Below are 19,071 nucleotides of genomic sequence, written 5' to 3' on the forward strand. Positions count from 1 at the left end.
CGTCTCGCCCGCAACATCCTCTAGGCTCCCATGTCCTATGTCTCTGCCGCGTCGGATGAAAAGCCGGCGGTTCTCTCGATCTCGTCGCATGTCGCGCGCGGCACGGTGGGCAACCGGGCCGTGGTCTTCGCGCTGGAAACGCTCGGCTATCCCGTCTGGTCGGTGCCGACCGTGACGCTGCCCTGGCATCCCGGCCATGGGCCTTCGACGCGGATCGTGCCGGACGCCGAGACCTTCGCGGCCTTCGCGGCGGACCTCGCGCGCGCGCCTTGGCTCGGCGAGGTCGGCGCGGTGATCTCGGGCTATTTCGGCGCGCCGGGGCAGGTCGAGGCCGTGGCCGCGCTGGTGGACGCGGTGAAGGCGCGCAATCCGCGCGCGCTCTATCTCTGCGACCCCGTGCTCGGCGACGGCGGGGCGGATGGCGCGGGCCGGCTCTACCAGCCGCGCGCAGTTCTGGACGCGATCCGCGACCAGCTGATCCCGCGCGCCGACATCGCCGTGCCCAACCGCTTCGAGCTCGAATTCCTCACCGGGCTCGAATTTTCGGCCAACAATCATCTGGTGGAGGCGGCGAGCGCGCTCGGGCCGCGCTCGGTCGTGGTCACCTCGGCCTATCCGCTGCTGCGCGGCGGCATCGGCAATCTCCTGGTGGAGGACGACACGGCGATCCTCGCCGAGCATCGGCGCATCGAGGGCGTTCCGAACGGGCTCGGCGACCTCACGGGCGCGGTGTTCCTGGCGCGCAAGCTCGCCGGGCTTTCGGGCGAGAAGGCCCTCCAATCCACCACCGCCGCCGTGTTCGAGATCCTGGCCCGCACCACCAAGCGCGGCAAGGACGAGCTGACGCTGGAAACCGACGCCGACAGTCTGAAGACGCCGATGGCCATGGTGCAGATCCGCCGTCTGGCGACCGGCGGCCGGCGCGCTTGAGGCGGCTCGCGTCGCCGCGCGGGATCGGGGTTTGAGCGAAAGGAGAAGCCTTGCCGGCGTCGACGGATGCCGGGCCGGCTGGATCGCGGCCGTGGAGCATCCGCGCGGGCGAACCGAGCTTCGCGTCCACGCCCGCTTCGCCGATCTCGTGGCCGCGCTGCCCGAGGAGGCGCTCATTGCCGTGGACATGCCGATCGGCCTGCCGGATCGGATCGAGGGCGCGGGCCGCGCCGCCGAGATCGCCGCCCGGCCGCTTCTGCCGCCGGAGCGCCGCTCCAGCCTGTTCTTCATTCCCGCGCGCCCCGCGGTGGAGGCCGGGGCCGGGCCCTTCGGCGATGCTGGGGAGCGCCGGGCCGCCTTCGCGCGCGTCACCGCCCTGTCGCGCGCGACGTCCATGCCGTCCCGCGCCGTGTCGATCCAGGGCTTCTGCCTGTTCCCCCGCATCGTGGAACTCGACCGCCTCCTGCGCGCCGACCCGACCCTTGCCGCCCGCGTTCACGAGAGCCATCCCGAGCTTGCCTTCGCGCGGCTGAATGGCGGGGCGGCGATGCGCCAGCCCAAGAAGCGGGGCGGGCGGGCCTCGCCGGATGGCATGGCGGAGCGCCGGGCGGTCCTGCGCGCCGCCGCCCTGCCGCCCGCGCTTCTCGAGGGTGCGCCGCCGCGCGGGGCGGGCGAGGACGATCGGCTGGATGCCTGCGCGCTGCTTCTCGTGGCGCGGCGCATCGCGCGCGGGCAGGCGGTCAGCCACCCAGACCCGCCCGGCCGCGACGCCCATGGCCTGCCGGTGGCGATCTGGGCGTAGCTCCCTATGTGAGCATGTGCAAAAAAGGTTAGAGACGTTCGAATCGATCGGCCGCGGCTGCCCCGAAAGGCGCGGCTTTCCTAGAGGAGCGCCCATGTCCCTTCTTCCTTCCGTTCTTCTCGACGGCTACCGGAGCTTCGTGGAAGGCCGTTATCTGCAGGAAACCCAGCGCTACCGCACGCTGGCGCGGGAGGGACAGGCGCCCGACACGATGGTGATCGCCTGCTGCGATTCGCGCGCGGCGCCCGAAACCATCTTCGGCGCGGGCGCGGGCGAATTGTTCGTGGTGCGCAACGTCGCCAATCTCGTGCCGCCCTACCGGCCGGACGGCGATTTCCACGGCACCTCGGCGGCGCTGGAATTCGCGGTGCAGGCGCTCAAGGTCAAGCACATCGTGGTGATGGGTCATGGCCGCTGCGGCGGCATCAAGGCGGCGCTCTCGCCCGATGCCGAGCCCCTGTCGCCCGGCGACTTCATCGGCAAGTGGATGAGCATCCTGGAGCCGGTGGCCGCCGCCGTCTCGTCCAACGAGCTTCTCACCTCGGGCGAGCGGCAGACCGCGCTGGAGCGCATCTCGATCCGCACCTCGATCGGCAATCTGCGCTCCTTCCCCTATATCGCCGAGCGCGAGGCGGCGGGGGACCTGACCCTGCACGGCGCCTGGTTCGACATTTCCACCGCCGAGCTCTGGGCGATGGACAACGAGAGCGGCGACTTCCAGCGCCCGCTCGTGGATCTCGACCCCGAGCCGAAGGACAGTCTGGCGGCGGGCGATCCGATGCACGGCGTCAAGGACGAGCCGGCGGACGGCAGCGAGGACGCGCTCTCGGAAGGGGCGAACTGAGCGCATCGCCCTCGCGGGCGCGCTTGGCTCTTGCGTGGCCGCCTCGCCACAATTTACCTTGCATTTTAACGAAAGGGTGGTGAGCCGGCTTGCGAAACCCGGCGGCCCTCCCTTTTAACGGAATGGAAACGGCGCGCGTCGGGGACGGCGCCGATGGCGCATCACGAGGATCGGGCTGACATGACCCATTGGACCAAGACCGGCGCGGCCCTGGCGGCGCTTCTGACCGTGGCGGGGTGCAATTCGGTCGCCCCCGGTCTCGGCGGCGCGAGCCTCGGCGGCAACGGGTCCGGCGTCGCGCCGCTGCGCGCCGCGCCGACGGGCCAGGTCTATGCCAACCAGCTTCCCCCGCCGCCTCCGCCGCCGGCGGCCCCGCCCACCACGGCGCAGACCCCTCCGCCCACCGGCGAAACCCCGCCTGCGAACGGCGCGACGCCGGCCGCCCAGCCGACCCGCACCGCCTCCACCGCGCCGGTCACGCGCGAAGGTCTCGTCGGCGCGTGGCGCGTCTCGTCGGGCGGCGGCAATTGCCAGATCTTCATGGCGCTGACGCAGTGGACCGGCGGCTACCGCGCCGCCTCGCGCGGCTGCCCCGGTCAGGTCGCCGACGTGTCCGCCTGGGACGTGTCGGGCAGCCAGGTCGTTCTGAAGGATTCCAGCGGCTCCACCGTCGCCACCCTCAGCAACACCGGCGGCACGCGCTACGAAGGCACCACGAGCGGCGGCCAGTCGGTCAGCCTCTACCGCTGATCCAAAGCTTTCTCGCGGCCCGCTCCTTGAGGAGAAGGCCAGCGTCTCGTCGCGCCGTCCGGCCTTCTCCTTCGGGAGCGGGCCGGGCGGCGTTTTGCCGTGCGCCCCGGCGGATGCTAACAGGCCGGCCATGCCGCGCCGCCTCGGCGCTCTTCCGCCCTCTCGTTGCGCGGGTGGGGCAGGGGGCGCGGGCGCGCTTGTTCTTGAGGTTGATCCGACATGGCTGATGCGAAGGGTTACGGCAGGCCCGGTTCCGAACGCGGGCCGGTGCGCACCGAGTTGGAGCGGCGCGTGCGCGCGGGCGACATCCAGCCCGACCCGATCCAGGCCGATCTCTCCGACAAGCTCGACCGGATCGGGCGCGAGCTGAAGCTCCAGGCGCTGCCGGCCAAATCCAGCGCGCTCGGCTGGCTCTTCGGCAAGCGCGACAAGCCGGAGGCGCCGCGCGGGCTCTACATCTACGGCTCGGTCGGGCGCGGCAAGTCCATGATGATGGACCTGTTCTTCAAGCTCTGCCCCGAGCCGCGCAAGCGCCGGCTGCATTTCCACGAATTCATGCGCGAGGCCCATGCGCGCATCAACGCGCACCGCGCGGCGGTGAAGGCGGGCGAGGCGAAGGGCGACGATCCGATCCCGCCCGTCGCCGAGGCGATCGCGGCGGAAGCCCGGCTCCTGTGCTTCGACGAATTCACCGTGACGGACATTGCCGACGCGATGATCCTGTCGCGCCTCTTCGACGCGCTGTTCGCGCAAGGCGTCGTTCTCGTGGCCACGAGCAATGTCGCGCCCGACGATCTCTACCGCAACGGCCTCAACCGCCCGCTCTTCCTGCCCTTCGTGGAAACCCTGAAGCGGCACACGGAACTCTATTTTCTGGATGCCCCGACCGACTACCGGATGGAGACCGTGGAGGGCGAAAGCCTCTATGTCACGCCGCTCGGCCCGGAGGCGGAGCGGCGCATGGACGGGCTCTGGCGCTCGATCCTCGCCGGGGCGAGCGAAGCGCCGGAAGCGGTCGAGGTCGCCGGGCGGCGGGTCGCGGTGCCGCGCGCCGGCAACGGGGCGGCGCGCTTCGCCTTTGCCGATCTGCTCCAGCGCCCGCTCGGCGCCAACGACTATCTGGCGCTCGCCGCGCGCTACGACACGCTGATGCTGGATGGCATTCCCGTCCTCACGCAGGACCAGCGCAACGAGGCCAAGCGCTTCATTCTCCTGGTGGACACGCTCTACGATGCCGGGCGGCGCATCGTGGTCTCGGCCGCCGCGCCCGCGCACGAGCTGTATCGGGCGAGCTCCGGCACCGAGCTGTTCGAGTTCGATCGCACGGTCTCGCGCCTCACCGAAATGCGCTCCGGCGACTATCTCGACCGCGCCCGCGCCAAGGCCGCCGCCTGAGCGGGGCGTCGCCGGATGCCCTCAAAGTCAACGCGTCCCGAAACGCCCGACGGCTCGGCGCCTCGGGTTCGGGACGCGGGGTGCCTTGCCGCCGGAAGCGCGTGTCCGGCACAACGGACGCCGGCTTCCGGCGATCCTTGGAAAAATTTCATTTTGAGGCGTCCTCGCCAGCTTTCCCGTTGTTCGAACGACGCTTTACCATTGACCTTTACGTAAGCCCCACATGGTCTAACCGTTTGAAACTGCTAGTGCCCCAAAAGCAATGATTGCGCTTTAGCCGGGAGGCGGGTAACTCAGCGCCCAAGACCGGCCGGGGCAGGACGCCCGGGGTGCCGGAGGGGAAGGGCATGGCCCGTCGTCTCCGAGCCCCTGCGATCCGCCCGCGCCGCCAATGCGAAACGAGGCGTCATGGCGCGACCGCGCATTCAACGGATCGGGACGGAGCCTGCGGCCATCGCCGCCGGCATGCCCCTTTTCGTTCGCGCGCCCCTGTCCGCCCGCGCGCCTGCGTCCTCCCGCACGGGCCGCTTCGCCCCTCCGCAGCTCCGGGCCCGCTGGCGCTTCGCCCGCGCGGCCCGTGGCATCGATCCCGCTCCCAAAGAGATGATCCCATGAACATTCACGAATACCAGGCCAAGCAGGTTCTCAAGGGCTTCGGCGCGCCCGTCGCGAGCGGCATCGCCATCACGAGCGCCAGCGAAGCCGAAGCCGCCGCCAAGCAGCTTCCGGGCCCGCTCTATGTCGTGAAGTCGCAAATTCATGCCGGCGGTCGCGGCAAGGGCAAGTTCAAGGAACTCGGCGCTGAGGCCAAGGGCGGCGTGCGCCTCGCCAAGTCCGTCGAGGAAGCCGTCGCCCACGCGACCGAAATGCTCGGCAACACGCTCGTCACCGCGCAGACGGGCGAGGCCGGCAAGCAGGTGAACCGCCTCTACATCGAGGACGGCGCCGACATCGCCCGCGAACTCTACTGCTCGCTGCTCGTCGACCGCTCGGTCGGCCGCGTGGCCTTCGTGGTCTCCACCGAAGGCGGCATGGACATCGAGGCCGTCGCGCACGATACCCCTGAGAAGATCATCACCGTCGCGATCGACCCTGAGACGGGCGTCACCGACGCCGATGTCGCCAAGATCTCCGACGCCTACGGCCTCGACGGCGCGGCCCGCGAGGACGCCAAGTCCTTGTTCCCGGCGCTCTACAAGGCCTTCGTCGAGAAGGACATGGCGCTTCTGGAAGTGAACCCGCTGATCGTCATGACCGACGGCCACCTCCGGGTGCTCGACGCCAAGGTCTCCTTCGACGGCAACGCGCTGTTCCGCCACGACGACATGAAGGCTCTGCGCGACGAGACCGAAGAGGACGCCAAGGAAATCGAGGCCTCCAAGTGGGACCTCGCCTATGTCGCGCTCGACGGCAATATCGGCTGCATGGTGAACGGCGCCGGTCTCGCCATGGCGACGATGGACATCATCAAGCTCTACGGCAAGGAGCCGGCGAACTTCTGCGACGTCGGCGGCGGCGCCGGCAAGGAGAAGGTCGCGGCGGCCTTCAAGATCATCACGGCCGACCCGAAGGTCGAGGGCATCCTCGTCAACATCTTCGGCGGCATCATGAAGTGCGACGTCATCGCGGAAGGCGTGATCGCCGCCGTGAAGGAAGTCGGCCTCAAGGTTCCGCTCGTGGTGCGCCTCGAGGGCACCAATGTCGAGCTCGGCAAGAAGATCCTCAACGAGAGCGGCCTCGCCATCACGGCGGCGGACGACCTCGACGACGCCGCGCAGAAGATCGTCGCGGCGGTCTGATCCGCCCGCGCTTCTTCCGCCGACCGACGCACTTTTCGGAGTCTCGAAAGACCCATGTCCATTCTCGTTGACAAGAACACCAAGATCATCGTGCAGGGCCTGACCGGCAAGACCGGCACGTTCCACACGGAACAGGCGCTCGCCTATCACGGCACGCAGATGGTCGCCGGCATCCACCCCAAGAAGGGCGGTGAGACCTGGACCGGCTCGAAGGGCGAGAGCCTGCCGATCTACGCCACGGTCGCCGAGGCCAAGGACGCGACCGGCGCCAACGCCTCCGTGATCTACGTGCCCCCTAGCGGCGCCGCCGACGCCATCATCGAGGCGATCGAGGCCGAGATCCCCTTCATCACCTGCATCACCGAAGGCATTCCCGTCCTCGACATGGTGCGCGTGAAGGCCCGCCTCGAGAAGTCGAAGTCGCGCCTCCTCGGCCCCAACTGCCCCGGCATCATGACGCCGGACGAGTGCAAGATCGGCATCATGCCGGGCTCGATCTTCAAGAAGGGCAATGTCGGCATCGTCTCGCGTTCGGGCACCCTGACCTACGAGGCGGTGTTCCAGACCACGAACGAGGGCCTCGGCCAGACGACGGCGGTCGGCATCGGCGGCGATCCGGTCAAGGGCACCGAGTTCATCGACGTCCTGGAAATGTTCCTCGCCGACGACGAGACCAAGTCGATCATCATGATCGGCGAGATCGGCGGCGCGGCCGAGGAAGACGCCGCGCAGTTCCTGATCGACGAGGCCAAGCGCGGCCGCAAGAAGCCGATGGCCGGCTTCATCGCGGGCCGCACGGCGCCCAAGGGCCGCACGATGGGCCATGCCGGCGCGGTGGTCTCGGGCGGCAAGGGCGACGCGGAATCCAAGATCGCGGCGATGGAAGCGGCGGGCATCCGCGTGTCGCCCTCGCCGGCGCGTCTCGGCAAGACGCTGGTGGAAGTCCTGAAGGGCTGACGCATCTTCCGGTCCGAGCGGGGCGGTTTCGCCCCGTTTCGGCCGGAATGCCCCTAGAAGAGAGGATGCCGCGCGGCTGACCCGGCCCGCGCGGCCTTCGCGCAAGGTGAAACCGGGTAAACGCGTTTCGAGTGAACGGCGAAGACATCGACCTTCGCCCTTTTTCCCCTTCCAAGGAGACGGCGCCCGACAAAGCGGGAGCCGCGTTTTCAGATCATGGCACGCAACCCGGCGAACGAATCCTTCGCGCAGACCTCGTTCCTCTACGGCGGCAACGCCGACTATATCGAGGAACTGGCGGCCGCCTTCGAGCGCGACCCCGCCTCCGTTTCGGAGGAATGGCGCGCCTTCTTCGGCGCGATGGCCGACGACAAGGCGACGGTGGTCAAGAACGCCGAAGGCCCGTCCTGGCAGCGCGCCAACTGGCCGATCGCGGCCAATGGCGAACTCGTCTCGGCGCTCGACGGCAACTGGGGCCAGACCGAAGCCCGCATCGAGAAGAAGCTGCGCGACAAGGCCGCCGAAGCGCCCAAGGGCGCTGCCGGCCCGTCCGAAGCCGACATCCTTCAGGCGACGCGCGATTCGGTGCGCGCGGTCATGCTGATCCGCGCCTACCGGGTGCGCGGCCATCTCCATGCCAAGCTCGATCCGCTCGGCATCGCCAAGTCCGCCGACGAAGACTACAACGAGCTGAGCCCGGCCAATTACGGCTTCACCGAAGCCGATTTCGACCGCAAGATCTTCATCGACGGCGTGCTCGGCATGGAGTTCGCCTCGATCCGCGAGATCGTCGACATTCTGGAGCGCACCTACTGCTCGACGATCGGCGTCGAGTTCATGCACATCTCGAACCCGGCCGAGAAGCAGTGGATTCAGGAGCGCATGGAAGGGCTTGACAAGGGCGTCGCCTTCACGCCCGAGGGCAAGCGCGCCATCCTCAACAAGCTGATCGAGGCCGAGGGCTTCGAGAAGTTCATCGACATCAAATACAAGGGCACCAAGCGCTTCGGCCTCGACGGCGGCGAAGCGCTGATCCCCGCGCTGGAGCAGGTCATCAAGCGCGGCGGCCAGATGGGCCTCAAGGAAATCGTGTTCGGCATGGCCCATCGCGGCCGTCTGAACGTGCTCGCCCAGGTCATGGGCAAGCCGCGCCGCGCCATCTTCCACGAGTTCAAGGGCGGCTCCTTCAAGCCCGAGGACGTCGAGGGTTCGGGCGACGTGAAGTACCATCTGGGTGCCTCGTCCGACCGCGAGTTCGACCAGAACAAGGTCCACCTCTCGCTGACGGCCAACCCCTCGCATCTGGAAATCGTCAACCCGGTCGTGATGGGCAAGGCCCGCGCCAAGCAGGACCAGATCGGCGGCGGTCGCACCCGCACCGAGCCGGTTCCGGCCGAGGTGCGCGCCGAGGTCCTGCCGCTCCTGATCCATGGCGACGCGGCCTTCGCCGGCCAGGGCGTCGTGGCGGAATGCTTCGGCCTGTCGGGCCTGCGCGGCCACCGCGTCGGCGGCACGCTGCACGTCATCATCAACAACCAGATCGGCTTCACCACCAATCCGCGCTTCTCGCGCTCCTCGCCCTATCCGTCCGACGTGGCGAAGATGGTCGAGGCGCCGATCTTCCACGTCAATGGCGACGATCCGGAAGCCGTCACCTACGCCGCCAAGATCGCGATCGAGTTCCGCCAGACCTTCGGCAAGCCCGTCGTCATCGACATGTTCTGCTACCGCCGCTTCGGCCACAACGAAGGCGACGAGCCCGGCTTCACGCAGCCGATCATGTATCGCAAGATCCGCGAGCATAAGACGACGCTCGAGATCTACGCCGCCAAGCTCGTCGCCGACGGCGTGCTGAGCCAGGAGGACGTCGATGCCCGCCGCGCCGAATGGCGCGCGGACCTCGAGGCCGAATACGAGGCCGGCCAGAGCTACAACCCGAACAAGGCCGACTGGCTGGACGGCGCGTGGTCGGGCCTCAAGCGCGCCGACGACGAGGACGAGCAGCGTCGCGGCAGCACCGGCGTTCCCGTCAAGACGCTGAAGGAACTCGGCCGCAAGCTGACCGAGGTCCCCGGCGACTTCGAGGTCCACAAGACGATCGGCCGCTTCCTCGAGAACCGCGCCAAGGCGATCGAGACCGGCGAGAATCTCGACTGGGCGACCGGCGAGGCCCTGGCCTTCGCCTCGCTCCTGACCGAGGGCACGCCGATCCGCCTGTCGGGCCAGGATTCCGAGCGCGGCACCTTCTCGCAGCGTCACTCGGTGCTCTACGATCAGCGCAACGAGAACCGCTACATTCCGCTCTCGAACCTCGCCAAGGGCCAGGCGGCCTACGAGGTCATCAACTCGATGCTCTCGGAAGAGGCCGTGCTCGGCTTCGAATACGGCTACTCGCTGGCCGAGCCGAACGCGCTGACGCTCTGGGAAGCCCAGTTCGGCGACTTCGTGAACGGCGCGCAGGTCGTGATCGACCAGTTCATCTCGTCGGGCGAAGCCAAGTGGCTGCGCATGTCGGGCCTCGTGATGCTCCTGCCGCATGGCTACGAGGGTCAGGGTCCCGAGCACTCCTCGGCGCGCCTGGAGCGCTTCCTCCAGGCCTGTGCCCAGGACAACATGCAGGTCGCCAACTGCACGACGCCGGCCAACTACTTCCACATCCTGCGCCGGCAGATGAAGCGCGACTTCCGCAAGCCGCTGATCCTGATGACGCCGAAGTCCCTCCTGCGCCACAAGCGCGCCGTGTCGGACCTGAGCGAGATGGGCGGCGACACCTCGTTCCATCGTCTCCTGTGGGACGACGCCGAGATGAAGCCGAACTCGCTCACCGTGAAGCTGCGCAAGGACAAGGACATCCGCCGCGTCGTGCTCTGCACCGGCAAGGTCTATTACGACCTTCTGGAAGAGCGCGAGAAGCGGGGCATCGACGACATCTACCTCCTGCGCGTCGAGCAGCTCTACCCGTTCCCGGCCAAGGCGCTGGTCAACGAGCTGTCGCGCTTCAAGGATGCCGAGATCGTCTGGTGCCAGGAAGAGCCCAAGAACATGGGTGCCTGGAGCTTCATCGAGCCCTATCTGGAGTGGGTGCTGGACCGCATCGGCGGCCCGAAGCGTCGCGCCCGCTACGCCGGACGCCAGGCGGCGGCCTCGCCCGCGGTCGGCACCATGTCGAAGCATATCGCCCAGCTGGAAGCCTTCCTCGAGGAAGCTCTCGGCAACGCGGCGGCCTGACGGCCGCCGCATGTCCCGACCCCCCTTTTTTGATTCACGAACGAGCAAGCGATGAGCACCGAAGTCAAAGTCCCGACGCTGGGCGAATCCGTCACCGAGGCCACGATCGGCCAGTGGTTCAAGAAGGCAGGCGACCGCGTCGAGCAGGATGAGATCATCGCCGAGCTCGAGACCGACAAGGTGACGGTGGAGGTTCCCGCCCCCGCCGCCGGCACGCTGGCCGAGATCGTCGTCAAGGAAGGCGAGACGGTGGAAGTCGGCGCGCTGATCGCGGTGATCGGCGAGGGCGGTGCCGCCGCCGCTTCGGCGCCCTCGGCCAAGCCCGCCGCCGCGACGCCCGCCCCGGCCACCCCGGCGCCGTCGGCCAAGGAAGGCTACGGCAACGCCGCGCCGGCTCCTGCCGCGCCCGCCGCCGCCGGTTCCGACATGCCGGCCGCGCCCTCGGCCCAGAAGCTCATGGCCGAGAAGGGCCTTGCGGCCTCCGACGTCGAGGGTTCGGGCAAGCGCGGTCAGGTCCTGAAGGGCGACGTGCTCGACGCGATCGCCAAGGGCACGACGGCCCCGGCCGCTTCCGCCCCGGCGGCGCCCCGCCCCGCCTCCTCGGCGACGGATGCGCCGCGCGAGGAGCGCGTGCGCATGACCAAGCTGCGCCAGACCATCGCGCGCCGCCTGAAGGACGCCCAGAACACGGCCGCCATGCTCACCACCTTCAACGAGGTGGACATGACGGCGGTGATGGAGCTGCGCGCCCGCTACAAGGACCTGTTCGAGAAGAAGCACGGCGTGAAGCTCGGCTTCATGGGCTTCTTCACCAAGGCCGTGACGCACGCGCTGAAGGAAATCCCGGCCGTCAACGCCGAGATCGACGGCACCGACCTCATCTACAAGAACTACTGCCATGTCGGCATGGCCGTGGGCACCGACAAGGGCCTCGTGGTTCCCGTGGTGCGCGACGCCGACCAGATGTCGATCGCCGGCATCGAGAAGGAACTCGGCCGCCTCGCCAAGGCGGCGCGCGACGGCTCGCTGACCATGAGCGACATGCAGGGCGGCACGTTCACGATCACGAACGGCGGCGTCTACGGCTCGCTCATGTCGACGCCGATCCTGAACGCCCCGCAGTCGGGCATCCTGGGCATGCACAAGATCCAGGAACGTCCGATGGTGGTCGGCGGCAAGATCGAGATCCGCCCGATGATGTATCTGGCGCTGTCCTACGATCACCGGATCGTCGACGGCAAGGAAGCCGTGACCTTCCTCGTGCGCGTCAAGGACTCGCTGGAGGACCCCGAGCGTCTGGTGCTCGACCTCTAAAGACCTCCAGACAGCGGGCCGCCCACGAGCGGCGGCCCGCCGTTCGACCGACCGACAGGCAAGCGAAGACACGAGATGGGCCGGCACCTGCGCATGATCCGGGAACCGATGGCGGCAGCCTGCGCCGCGCGCCTTCGCGCGCCCCGTTCGGCGGCGTCCGCCCTCGCCGTCCTGCTCGCGCTCGCCGCCATTGGCCCCGCGAGGGCGCAGGACGCCGCGCTGCCCGATTATCGCGACGACCGCTCCACCGCCGCAAGCGTCATCGAAAGCCTCTACAACGCGATCAACCGGCGCGAATACTTACGCGCCTGGAGCTATTTTCGCGACGAGCCGGACCGGCCCGGTTTCGAGAGCTTCGCCAAGGGCTATGCCGACACGAGCCGCGTGCGCGTGAAGCTCGGCGCCACCGAGTCCGAAGGCGCGGCGGGCTCGACCTATTACCGCGTGCCGGCCGTGGTGGAAGCCACGCGCGGCGGCACGGCCACCGTGTTCTCGGGCTGCTACGAGCTGCGCCTCGTGCAGCCGGCGGTGCAGGCCGAGCCGCCCTTCCAGCCCTTGGGCGTCGTGCGGGGCAATCTGCGCCAGTCCAAGGCGACGTTCGAGGAGGGGCAGGGCGACTGCTCCCAGTCGAACGCGCCGGCCAAGCCGTGAGCGCGGCCCCCTGCCGAGCCTTGCGCCCGCGCGCGGCTCGGGGCCCAGTGGAGGTTCAGTCTCGCGCGCCGCGCCCTAGCTCAAGGCATCCGGGGCGCAGGACGCGCCCGCTCGCGGAGCTTGCCCGATCATGAACACGTCCTTGTCTCTGGAACTCGCCCTTCTGGGCTGGTCCGTCGTTCTCCTCTTCATCCATATCGGCCTGCAGGGCCAGCTCGCGACCCGCGAGCGTGGCACCGACTGGAACGCCGGCCCGCGCGACGGGCAGGCCAAGCCCCTCGGCCTCCATGCCGGCCGGGCCGAGCGCGCCTTGCGCAACTTCCAGGAAACCTGGCCGGCCTTCATCGCGCTGGCTTTGGCGCTCGCCATTTCCGGGCGCACCGGGGGGATCGGCGCGACCGGGGCGCTCGTCTGGTTCGTCGCCCGCCTCGTCTATCTTCCGCTCTACCTCTTCGGGGTTCCCTATATCCGCAGCCTCGCCTGGCTGGTTTCGGTGATCGGGCTCCTCCTCATGCTCATTCGCTTCCTCTGACAAACGAAAAGACGGCTCCATGTCCGACACCACTGAAACCTTCGATCTCGTCGTCATCGGCTCCGGCCCGGGCGGCTATGTCTGCGCCGTGAAGGCCGCCCAGCTCGGGCTGAAGGTCGCGGTCGTGGAAAAGCGCGCGACCTATGGCGGCACCTGCCTGAACATCGGCTGCATCCCGTCCAAGGCGCTGCTGCACGCCTCCGAGATGTTCGCCGAAGCCAATCATGCCTTCGGCGATCTCGGCATCAAGGTCGCGCCCGAGCTCGACCTGCCGACCATGCTGGCGCACAAGGACAAGACCGTGCGCGCCAACACGGACGGCGTCGCCTTCCTGTTCAAGAAGAACAAGATCACTGGCGTCATCGGCACCGGCCGCATCGCCAAGGCCGGCGAGGTCGAGGTGACCGGCGAGGACGGCGCCAAGCGCACGCTCCAGACCAAGGCGATCTGCATCGCCACCGGCTCGTCCGTCGCGGGCATTCCGGGCCTCGACGTCGCCTTCGACCGCGACACGATCGTCTCCTCGGACGACGCGATCGCGCTCCAGAAGGTGCCGGCCACGATGGTGGTCGTCGGCGGCGGCGTGATCGGCCTCGAGCTCGGCTCGGTCTGGTCGCGCCTCGGCGCGCGCGTCACGGTGGTCGAATATCTCGACAAGATCCTGGGACCGATGGACGCCGACGTGTCCAGCCAGTTCCAGAAGCTCCTCGTCAAGCAGGGCTTCCACTTCAAGCTCGGCGCCAAGGTCACGGCCGTCGCCAAGAGCGCGTCGGGCGCGAGCGTCACCTTCGAGCCGGCCAAGGGCGGCGAGGCCGAGACGCTGGAAGCCGAGGTCGTCCTGATCGCCACCGGCCGCAAGCCCTTCACCGAGGGCCTCGGCCTTGCGGAAGCGGGCGTCGCCATGGACAAGGCGGGCCGGGTCGAGATCGACGCGCATTACCAGACCAACGTGCCGGGCATCTACGCCATCGGCGACGTGGTGAAGGGGCCGATGCTGGCGCACAAGGCCGAGGACGAGGGCATCGCGCTCGCCGAAATCCTCGCCGGCCAGCGCGGCCACGTGAACTATGGCGTCATCCCCTCCGTCGTCTACACCTCGCCCGAGGTCGCCTCGGTCGGCGCGACGGAAGAGGAGCTGAAGGCGAACGGCACGGCCTACAAGGTCGGCAAGTTCCCCTTCTCGGCCAATGGCCGCGCGCGCGCCATGCTGCACACGGACGGGTTCGTGAAGATCCTCACCGACGCGGCGACCGACCGCGTGCTCGGCGCCCATATCCTCGGCTTCGGCGCCGGCGACATGATCGCGGAAGCGGCCGTCCTCATGGAGTTCGGCGGCTCGGCCGAGGATCTCGCGCGCACCTGCCACGCCCATCCGACCCTGTCGGAAGCCGTGCGCGAGGCGGCCTTCGCGGCCTTCGCCAAGCCGATCCACATGTAGGAATCGAGAGCGCTCGGCGTTCGCGCGGGCGCTGCGCGACGATCGAGGCCGGAGCGGGACCCCCGTTCCGGCCTTTTTCGTGCGCGATCTTCCCTAGCGTTAAGTTCGGCCTCACCATATCGGCCGAGACGCAGGCGAAGGCGGGAAAGTTCAGACCTCGGAAACGGTTTCGGCCCCAATGTCCCTCCGTTCCAGACCTGCAACGATGCCGGTCTCGATACGGGTTCTTTTCATGAGTCTTGCAGCCGCCTATCTGATCGGCATCCCCCGGATGCCCGGCTCGCAGTGCCCCGACGCCGATCCGCGGGTGGACTTCAGCCTGTCCGACGATCCGCTTCAGGCCGTGGAGCGGGAGCTCGAACGCCTGCCGCACGGGCCGACGCTCTTCGCGGACGGGCTGGAAGACATCTATCAGGCCGAGCGGGACGCGCGGCGCGCCGAGCGCCTTCCGCCCTGGCTGCGCCTTTGGAGCCTCGGTCAGGCCGGGATCGGCCTCGGGCTTCTGACCGATATCTGGCCCCTCGTTCCTTCGCCCACCTCGACGGCGGTGGAGCTTCTTCTGGCGCTTTGCCTGCTCGCCTTTCCCCTGTCCACCCTGACGCGGGCGAACCGGTTGGCGGTCGCGTCGATGGTCTGGGCTCTGATCGGCCTCGTGCTCCAGGTGGCGCTTCTCGCCCTTCCGGCCTGGACCGGGGAGCCGGTCTCGCCCGCCCTTCTCGTCGCGCCGCCCGTGGCGCTGGCCTTCCTGTGCGGCGCGCCGCTGCCGGACGCCTGGAGCCGGATGGCGGCCGGGGCCTTCACGCTCGCGTCGATCCTCGCCGCGCTGGTGGTTCTGCCGGGTGCGTCGGCCTTGACCTTCGGCCTCGGCATGGCGGCGCTCTGGGGCGCGCAGCGGCGGATTCGCGAACGCCTTGGCAGCCTGCGCCGCGAAAGCTTTCTCCTGCGCCGTCAGGTCCGGCTTCAGAACGAAGCGGCCTCCGCCGAGCGGGCCGCCATGGAGCGCCTCGCCAAGGTGGACGCGCTGACCGGCATTCCCAACCGGCGCGCCTTCGACGCCCAGCTGATCGAGCATCTCGTGCGCGCCCGGCCGAGCCGCCCGGTCTGCGTGGCCTTGCTCGACATCGACTATTTCAAGGCGCTCAACGACGCGGCGGGCCATCTCTCGGGCGACGAATGCCTGCGCCGCGTCGCCGGGGCGCTGCGCAAGGCGGCGGGCGAGGCCTTGGTGGCGCGCTATGGCGGCGAGGAATTCGCGGTTCTGTTCGAGGCGGACGAGGAGCCGGCCCTGAGCGAGCGGCTGGAGCGCCTGCGAGAGGCGGTGCTCGCGCTCGACATCGCCCATCCCGGCCGCCGGGGCGAGCGCCTGACGATCAGTCTGGGCGCGGCCACGGCGACGGAAGCCGAGAACAGCCGCGTCGTCTTGGACCGCGCCGACACGGCGCTCTACCGCGCCAAGAACGAGGGACGCAACCGCGTGGCCTTCGAGCCGAAGGCGGTGCCCGTGCCGGACACGGCCGATCTGCGACGCCTGCTCGACATCGCGCGGGACGAGCGCGGAGCGGTGCCGGCAGAGGGCAGGGCGCGCGCGCAAGCGTGAGCCGTCCCGCCCGTCCCGCACAGGTCTGCATGCGGCGAGGCGGCCTGGATCGCGATTCGGGCGATCAGTTCAACCGGCCGCTGCGGCAGCGCGCATAGGCGCGCCGGCCCGAATCCTCGGCCTGCTGGCGCGTCAGAAGCCGCGAACCCAGCGAATCCCCGGCGTCGATCTGGTTCTCGTAGGTGTTGCGGGCGGTCTGGTCCGCATAGTTCTCGCAACCCGCGCGGACGGGCGGGCGGTAGGATTCGGGCGCGAGCCCGATCGGCGGTTCCGTCGCGACGCAGCCGGCGAGCGGCGCGGCGAGAAGAAGAACGAGAAGAGGACGCATGAAACCCTCCCGAGGGTCCGACAGCGGACAGGAAGGGAAGCGGTGCCAGGGCCGGAAGGTTCCCGCGCCGAGCGGCCCGCAAGAGGCCGCGATGCGCTCGGCTTGGGAGCGCTCACCTCTTGCGCGTCCGGTGTCGGCGTCAGTCCGCCCGCGTCACCGTCCATCCCGTGCGGCGCAGGCTCTCCACGAGGCCCGTTTCGCCCGGCAGATGCAGCGCGCCGACGGCCACGAAGAGGCCGCCCTTCGTCAGGAGCGGCTGAAGCCGTTCGCTCATCACCGCATTGCGGCGGTCCACCACCGCCTCGTCGAAGCGCTGCGTCACCTCGATCGAGCGCGCCTCGTCGGTTCCCGCCGGCGCGAGCGCCGAGGTGGCGGGCTCGATCAGCGCGATGCGGCCGCTGAGATAGAGATCGGTCATGGTCTCGAAGAGATCGGGCAGCTCGTCCACGAGATCGAGCGTCGCGGCGAGATTGTCCACCTGAAGATCGAGCGGCATGGAGGCGAGGGCTTCGAGCTGCTCGGTCGCCTTTTCCAGACCTTCCACCGGCTTGCCGCTGTCCTTCGCATCCTGCGCGAGGGCGAGGTCGAGCACTTTGGCGCCCTCCTTCATGCGCGCGGCCTCGCAGGGCGCGACGAGAAGCTGGGTTGCGAGAAACCAGGGCTGCAGCGTCTGCACGGCGGCGAGCGGCATGGCGCGCTTCTCGAGCTGGGGCGCGAGCTGCTTCATCTCGTCGGGGGGAACCAGCGTCTCCAGCGTCTGGCCGGCCGGCAGGGTGGTGAGGTCGGGGCGCGACAGAAGCGCCGTCGCCATGATCGTGGGGTCGAGCACGTCGGTGGTCTCGATCACGAGGCCGGAGGCCGCCTCGAAGGCCGCTTTGGCCGGCGGCGGCAGGGTCAGGACGCGCGGGTCGGTGAGATGCATCGTGCCGAACAGGAAGGACGGGGCGACGCCCGCGCGCTCGACGCGAAACAGCTTGCCCTCGCCGTTCGGCACGTTCGCCGCCTCCGCCTCCGCCTCGGCGAGCTGGCCGCTGCGCTCCAGGGCGGGAAGCGCGCTCGTCCCCGGCGCACAGGCGGCGGGGGCGGGCGTTTGGGCGAAAGCCGGCGCGCCGAGAAGCGCCACGAGAAGGCCCGGAGCCAGGAGACGGGACAGGAAGCGAGGCGGCATGGCGGCGATCCGGAAGGGCGGCAGGGACGGGAGCTTTGGGGCGGAGCTTTTAGGGCAGGGGCTTGGCGGCGGGGAGAGCGGAAGATAGGGCGCTCGGGTCAGGCGGCACCGCGCCGGGCGCGGGGATGGGCGTCGTCGTAGATCTGGAGAAGCCGGTTGCCCTCGATGGCGGTGTAGATCTGCGTCGAGGAAAGCGAGGCATGGCCGAGAAGATCCTGGATCGCTCTGAGGTCGCCGCCCTTGGCGAGGAGATGGGTGGCGAAGGAATGGCGCAGCGCGTGCGGCGTCGCCGAATCCGGCAGGCCGAGATAGCCGCGCAGCCGCTGCATCTCGCGCTGGATGATGCCGGGGCCGAGCGCCCCGCCGCGCGCGCCGCGAAACAGCGGCTTGTCGGCCGAGAGCGCATAGGGGCAGAGACGGCGATAATCGGCGGCGGCCTCAAGCACGGCGGGCAGGAGCGGCACGAGGCGCTGCTTGTTGCCCTTGCCGGTGATGGTCATGGAGCGCGCCGTGCGGTCGGCCAACGCATCGCCCGGCAGGTTCAGCGCCTCGGAAATGCGCAGGCCGCAGCCATAGAGCAGCGTCAGGACGGCGACGTTGCGCGCCGCGATCCAGGGCTCGGAGGCGGTCGCGCCGGCTTCCTCGGTGACGGCCAGCGCATCGGGCACGCTGAGCGGGCGGGGGAGGGATTTCGGCCGCTTGGGCGCGCGCATGGAGGCCGCGCCCGCGCCCGAGGCCAGGCCCTCGCGCTCCAGATGGCGCACGAAGGAGCGCACGCCCGACAGATGCCGCCCGAGCGAGCGTGCGCCCGCGCCCTCGCGCCGGCGATCGGCCAGAAAGGCGCGGAACTCGGCGGGCTTCAGATCGGCGAGATCCTCCGGCGCGACGGGCCGCCCCTGATAGGCCGCGAAGAAGAGAAGAAACTGCCTGAGGTCCCGCTCATAGGCCTCGATCGTCAGCGGCGAGGCGCGGCGCTCCACTTCCAGGCGGCGCAGCCATTCGGCCTTGAGGGCGAGAAGCGGCGCCGTCGCCGACACGAGAACGGGGGCACTCATGCTCAGAGCCTTCCTTGCGACCATCGAAGCGGGCCGGCGCCCCTGCGCGCTCGGCCGGAGGCGATCGGGGAACCCGCCCGGCGCCTGCTTCGCGCGAGGCGTCGCGGCGTCCACTCTCGCCGCACTTTCGTAAATGAAGCGTTGCGAGGCTGGAAACCCCGTGGCCCTGCCCCACAACCTTGCCGGGACGCTTCGCGCGCGACCGGATGTCCGGCGTGCGTGAGCCAACTCATGGGCGCAAAGCCCGACGGGACGGCGGGCCGCGCCGCCCGGTCCATTCGAA

General features: G+C 69.4%; 15 protein-coding genes and 1 pseudogene. 13 read left to right on the forward strand and 3 right to left on the reverse strand.

The genetic code is table 11. The features are described from left to right. The first annotated feature begins 30 nt into the window (after positions 1 to 30). From pdxY to B146_RS27500, 13 genes and pseudogenes are all read left to right on the forward strand, one after another. A complete protein-coding gene (gene pdxY / locus B146_RS0101885) occupies positions 31 to 930 on the forward strand; it encodes a pyridoxal kinase PdxY (protein WP_019994716.1) in 900 nt (299 codons plus the stop codon). A 31-nt stretch (positions 931 to 961) separates the two neighbouring features. Next, the gene (locus tag B146_RS0101890) at positions 962 to 1,732 is read left to right on the forward strand and encodes a DUF429 domain-containing protein (protein WP_019994717.1); all 771 of its coding nucleotides are present in this window, start codon (positions 962 to 964) and stop codon (positions 1,730 to 1,732) included. Between the two features lie 94 nt (positions 1,733 to 1,826). Further along, positions 1,827 to 2,468 (forward strand): annotated as a pseudogene (locus B146_RS0101895) (carbonic anhydrase); the annotation flags it as partial. A 288-nt stretch (positions 2,469 to 2,756) separates the two neighbouring features. Continuing rightward, positions 2,757 to 3,326 (forward strand): protease inhibitor Inh/omp19 family protein, encoded by a 570-nt coding sequence (locus B146_RS0101900; RefSeq protein ID WP_019994719.1) that lies wholly within the window; start codon positions 2,757 to 2,759, stop codon positions 3,324 to 3,326. A gap of 219 nt (positions 3,327 to 3,545) precedes the next feature. Next, positions 3,546 to 4,721 (forward strand): cell division protein ZapE, encoded by a 1,176-nt coding sequence (gene zapE / locus B146_RS24715; protein WP_081630875.1) that lies wholly within the window; start codon positions 3,546 to 3,548, stop codon positions 4,719 to 4,721. A 611-nt stretch (positions 4,722 to 5,332) separates the two neighbouring features. Next, positions 5,333 to 6,520, forward strand: a complete 1,188-nt coding sequence (gene sucC, locus B146_RS0101915; RefSeq protein ID WP_019994722.1) for an ADP-forming succinate--CoA ligase subunit beta — start codon at positions 5,333 to 5,335, stop codon at positions 6,518 to 6,520. A 54-nt stretch (positions 6,521 to 6,574) separates the two neighbouring features. After that, the gene (sucD, locus tag B146_RS0101920; RefSeq protein ID WP_019994723.1) at positions 6,575 to 7,477 is read left to right on the forward strand and encodes a succinate--CoA ligase subunit alpha; all 903 of its coding nucleotides are present in this window, start codon (positions 6,575 to 6,577) and stop codon (positions 7,475 to 7,477) included. Between the two features lie 216 nt (positions 7,478 to 7,693). Continuing rightward, complete coding sequence (locus tag B146_RS0101925; RefSeq protein ID WP_019994724.1) at positions 7,694 to 10,705, forward strand: 2-oxoglutarate dehydrogenase E1 component; 3,012 nt, start codon at positions 7,694 to 7,696, stop codon at positions 10,703 to 10,705. 51 nt (positions 10,706 to 10,756) lie between these two features. Beyond that, entirely contained in the window at positions 10,757 to 12,019 is a 1,263-nt protein-coding gene (gene odhB, locus B146_RS0101930; RefSeq protein WP_019994725.1) for a 2-oxoglutarate dehydrogenase complex dihydrolipoyllysine-residue succinyltransferase, read from the forward strand. Positions 12,020 to 12,112: 93 nt separating this feature from the next. Continuing rightward, positions 12,113 to 12,670: a hypothetical protein gene (locus B146_RS24720; RefSeq protein ID WP_155897311.1), complete on the forward strand. Its 558-nt coding sequence runs from the start codon at positions 12,113 to 12,115 to the stop codon at positions 12,668 to 12,670. Between the two features lie 130 nt (positions 12,671 to 12,800). Continuing rightward, positions 12,801 to 13,202, forward strand: a complete 402-nt coding sequence (locus B146_RS0101940) for an MAPEG family protein (RefSeq protein ID WP_019994727.1) — start codon at positions 12,801 to 12,803, stop codon at positions 13,200 to 13,202. Positions 13,203 to 13,221: 19 nt separating this feature from the next. Next, entirely contained in the window at positions 13,222 to 14,640 is a 1,419-nt protein-coding gene (lpdA, locus tag B146_RS0101945; protein ID WP_019994728.1) for a dihydrolipoyl dehydrogenase, read from the forward strand. Between the two features lie 232 nt (positions 14,641 to 14,872). Then, complete coding sequence (locus B146_RS27500; protein ID WP_019994729.1) at positions 14,873 to 16,237, forward strand: GGDEF domain-containing protein; 1,365 nt, start codon at positions 14,873 to 14,875, stop codon at positions 16,235 to 16,237. A gap of 64 nt (positions 16,238 to 16,301) precedes the next feature. Here the strand turns inward: B146_RS27500 and B146_RS0101955 are convergent, their stop codons facing one another. The 3 genes from B146_RS0101955 to B146_RS0101970 form a co-directional block, all read right to left on the reverse strand. Beyond that, positions 16,302 to 16,565 carry a hypothetical protein gene (locus B146_RS0101955; protein ID WP_019994730.1) on the reverse strand — a complete coding sequence of 88 codons (264 nt, stop codon included), beginning with the start codon at positions 16,563 to 16,565 and terminating at the stop codon, positions 16,302 to 16,304. A 139-nt stretch (positions 16,566 to 16,704) separates the two neighbouring features. Next, the gene (locus tag B146_RS0101960) at positions 16,705 to 17,733 is read right to left on the reverse strand and encodes a TraB/GumN family protein (protein ID WP_019994731.1); all 1,029 of its coding nucleotides are present in this window, start codon (positions 17,731 to 17,733) and stop codon (positions 16,705 to 16,707) included. Between the two features lie 98 nt (positions 17,734 to 17,831). After that, positions 17,832 to 18,794 carry a tyrosine recombinase XerC gene (locus B146_RS0101970; RefSeq protein ID WP_026358249.1) on the reverse strand — a complete coding sequence of 321 codons (963 nt, stop codon included), beginning with the start codon at positions 18,792 to 18,794 and terminating at the stop codon, positions 17,832 to 17,834. Between the last annotated feature and the right edge of the window lie 277 nt (positions 18,795 to 19,071).

The organism is Aureimonas ureilytica DSM 18598 = NBRC 106430 (assembly GCF_000382705.1).
Lineage (GTDB): Bacteria > Pseudomonadota > Alphaproteobacteria > Rhizobiales > Rhizobiaceae > Aureimonas > Aureimonas ureilytica.

Bases quoted from the DNA above. Each gene is read 5' to 3' on its own strand.
- B146_RS0101955 (WP_019994730.1), bottom strand. From the start codon at position 16,565: ATGCGTCCTCTTCTCGTTCTTCTTCTCGCCGCGCCGCTCGCCGGCTGC.
- lpdA (WP_019994728.1), top strand. From the start codon at position 13,222: ATGTCCGACACCACTGAAACCTTCGATCTCGTCGTCATCGGCTCCGGC.
- B146_RS0101940 (WP_019994727.1), top strand. From the start codon at position 12,801: ATGAACACGTCCTTGTCTCTGGAACTCGCCCTTCTGGGCTGGTCCGTC.
- B146_RS24720 (WP_155897311.1), top strand. From the start codon at position 12,113: ATGATCCGGGAACCGATGGCGGCAGCCTGCGCCGCGCGCCTTCGCGCG.
- sucD (WP_019994723.1), top strand. From the start codon at position 6,575: ATGTCCATTCTCGTTGACAAGAACACCAAGATCATCGTGCAGGGCCTG.
- B146_RS27500 (WP_019994729.1), top strand. From the start codon at position 14,873: ATGAGTCTTGCAGCCGCCTATCTGATCGGCATCCCCCGGATGCCCGGC.
- odhB (WP_019994725.1), top strand. From the start codon at position 10,757: ATGAGCACCGAAGTCAAAGTCCCGACGCTGGGCGAATCCGTCACCGAG.
- sucC (WP_019994722.1), top strand. From the start codon at position 5,333: ATGAACATTCACGAATACCAGGCCAAGCAGGTTCTCAAGGGCTTCGGC.
- pdxY (WP_019994716.1), top strand. From the start codon at position 31: ATGTCCTATGTCTCTGCCGCGTCGGATGAAAAGCCGGCGGTTCTCTCG.
- B146_RS0101900 (WP_019994719.1), top strand. From the start codon at position 2,757: ATGACCCATTGGACCAAGACCGGCGCGGCCCTGGCGGCGCTTCTGACC.
- B146_RS0101925 (WP_019994724.1), top strand. From the start codon at position 7,694: ATGGCACGCAACCCGGCGAACGAATCCTTCGCGCAGACCTCGTTCCTC.
- zapE (WP_081630875.1), top strand. From the start codon at position 3,546: ATGGCTGATGCGAAGGGTTACGGCAGGCCCGGTTCCGAACGCGGGCCG.
- B146_RS0101960 (WP_019994731.1), bottom strand. From the start codon at position 17,733: ATGCCGCCTCGCTTCCTGTCCCGTCTCCTGGCTCCGGGCCTTCTCGTG.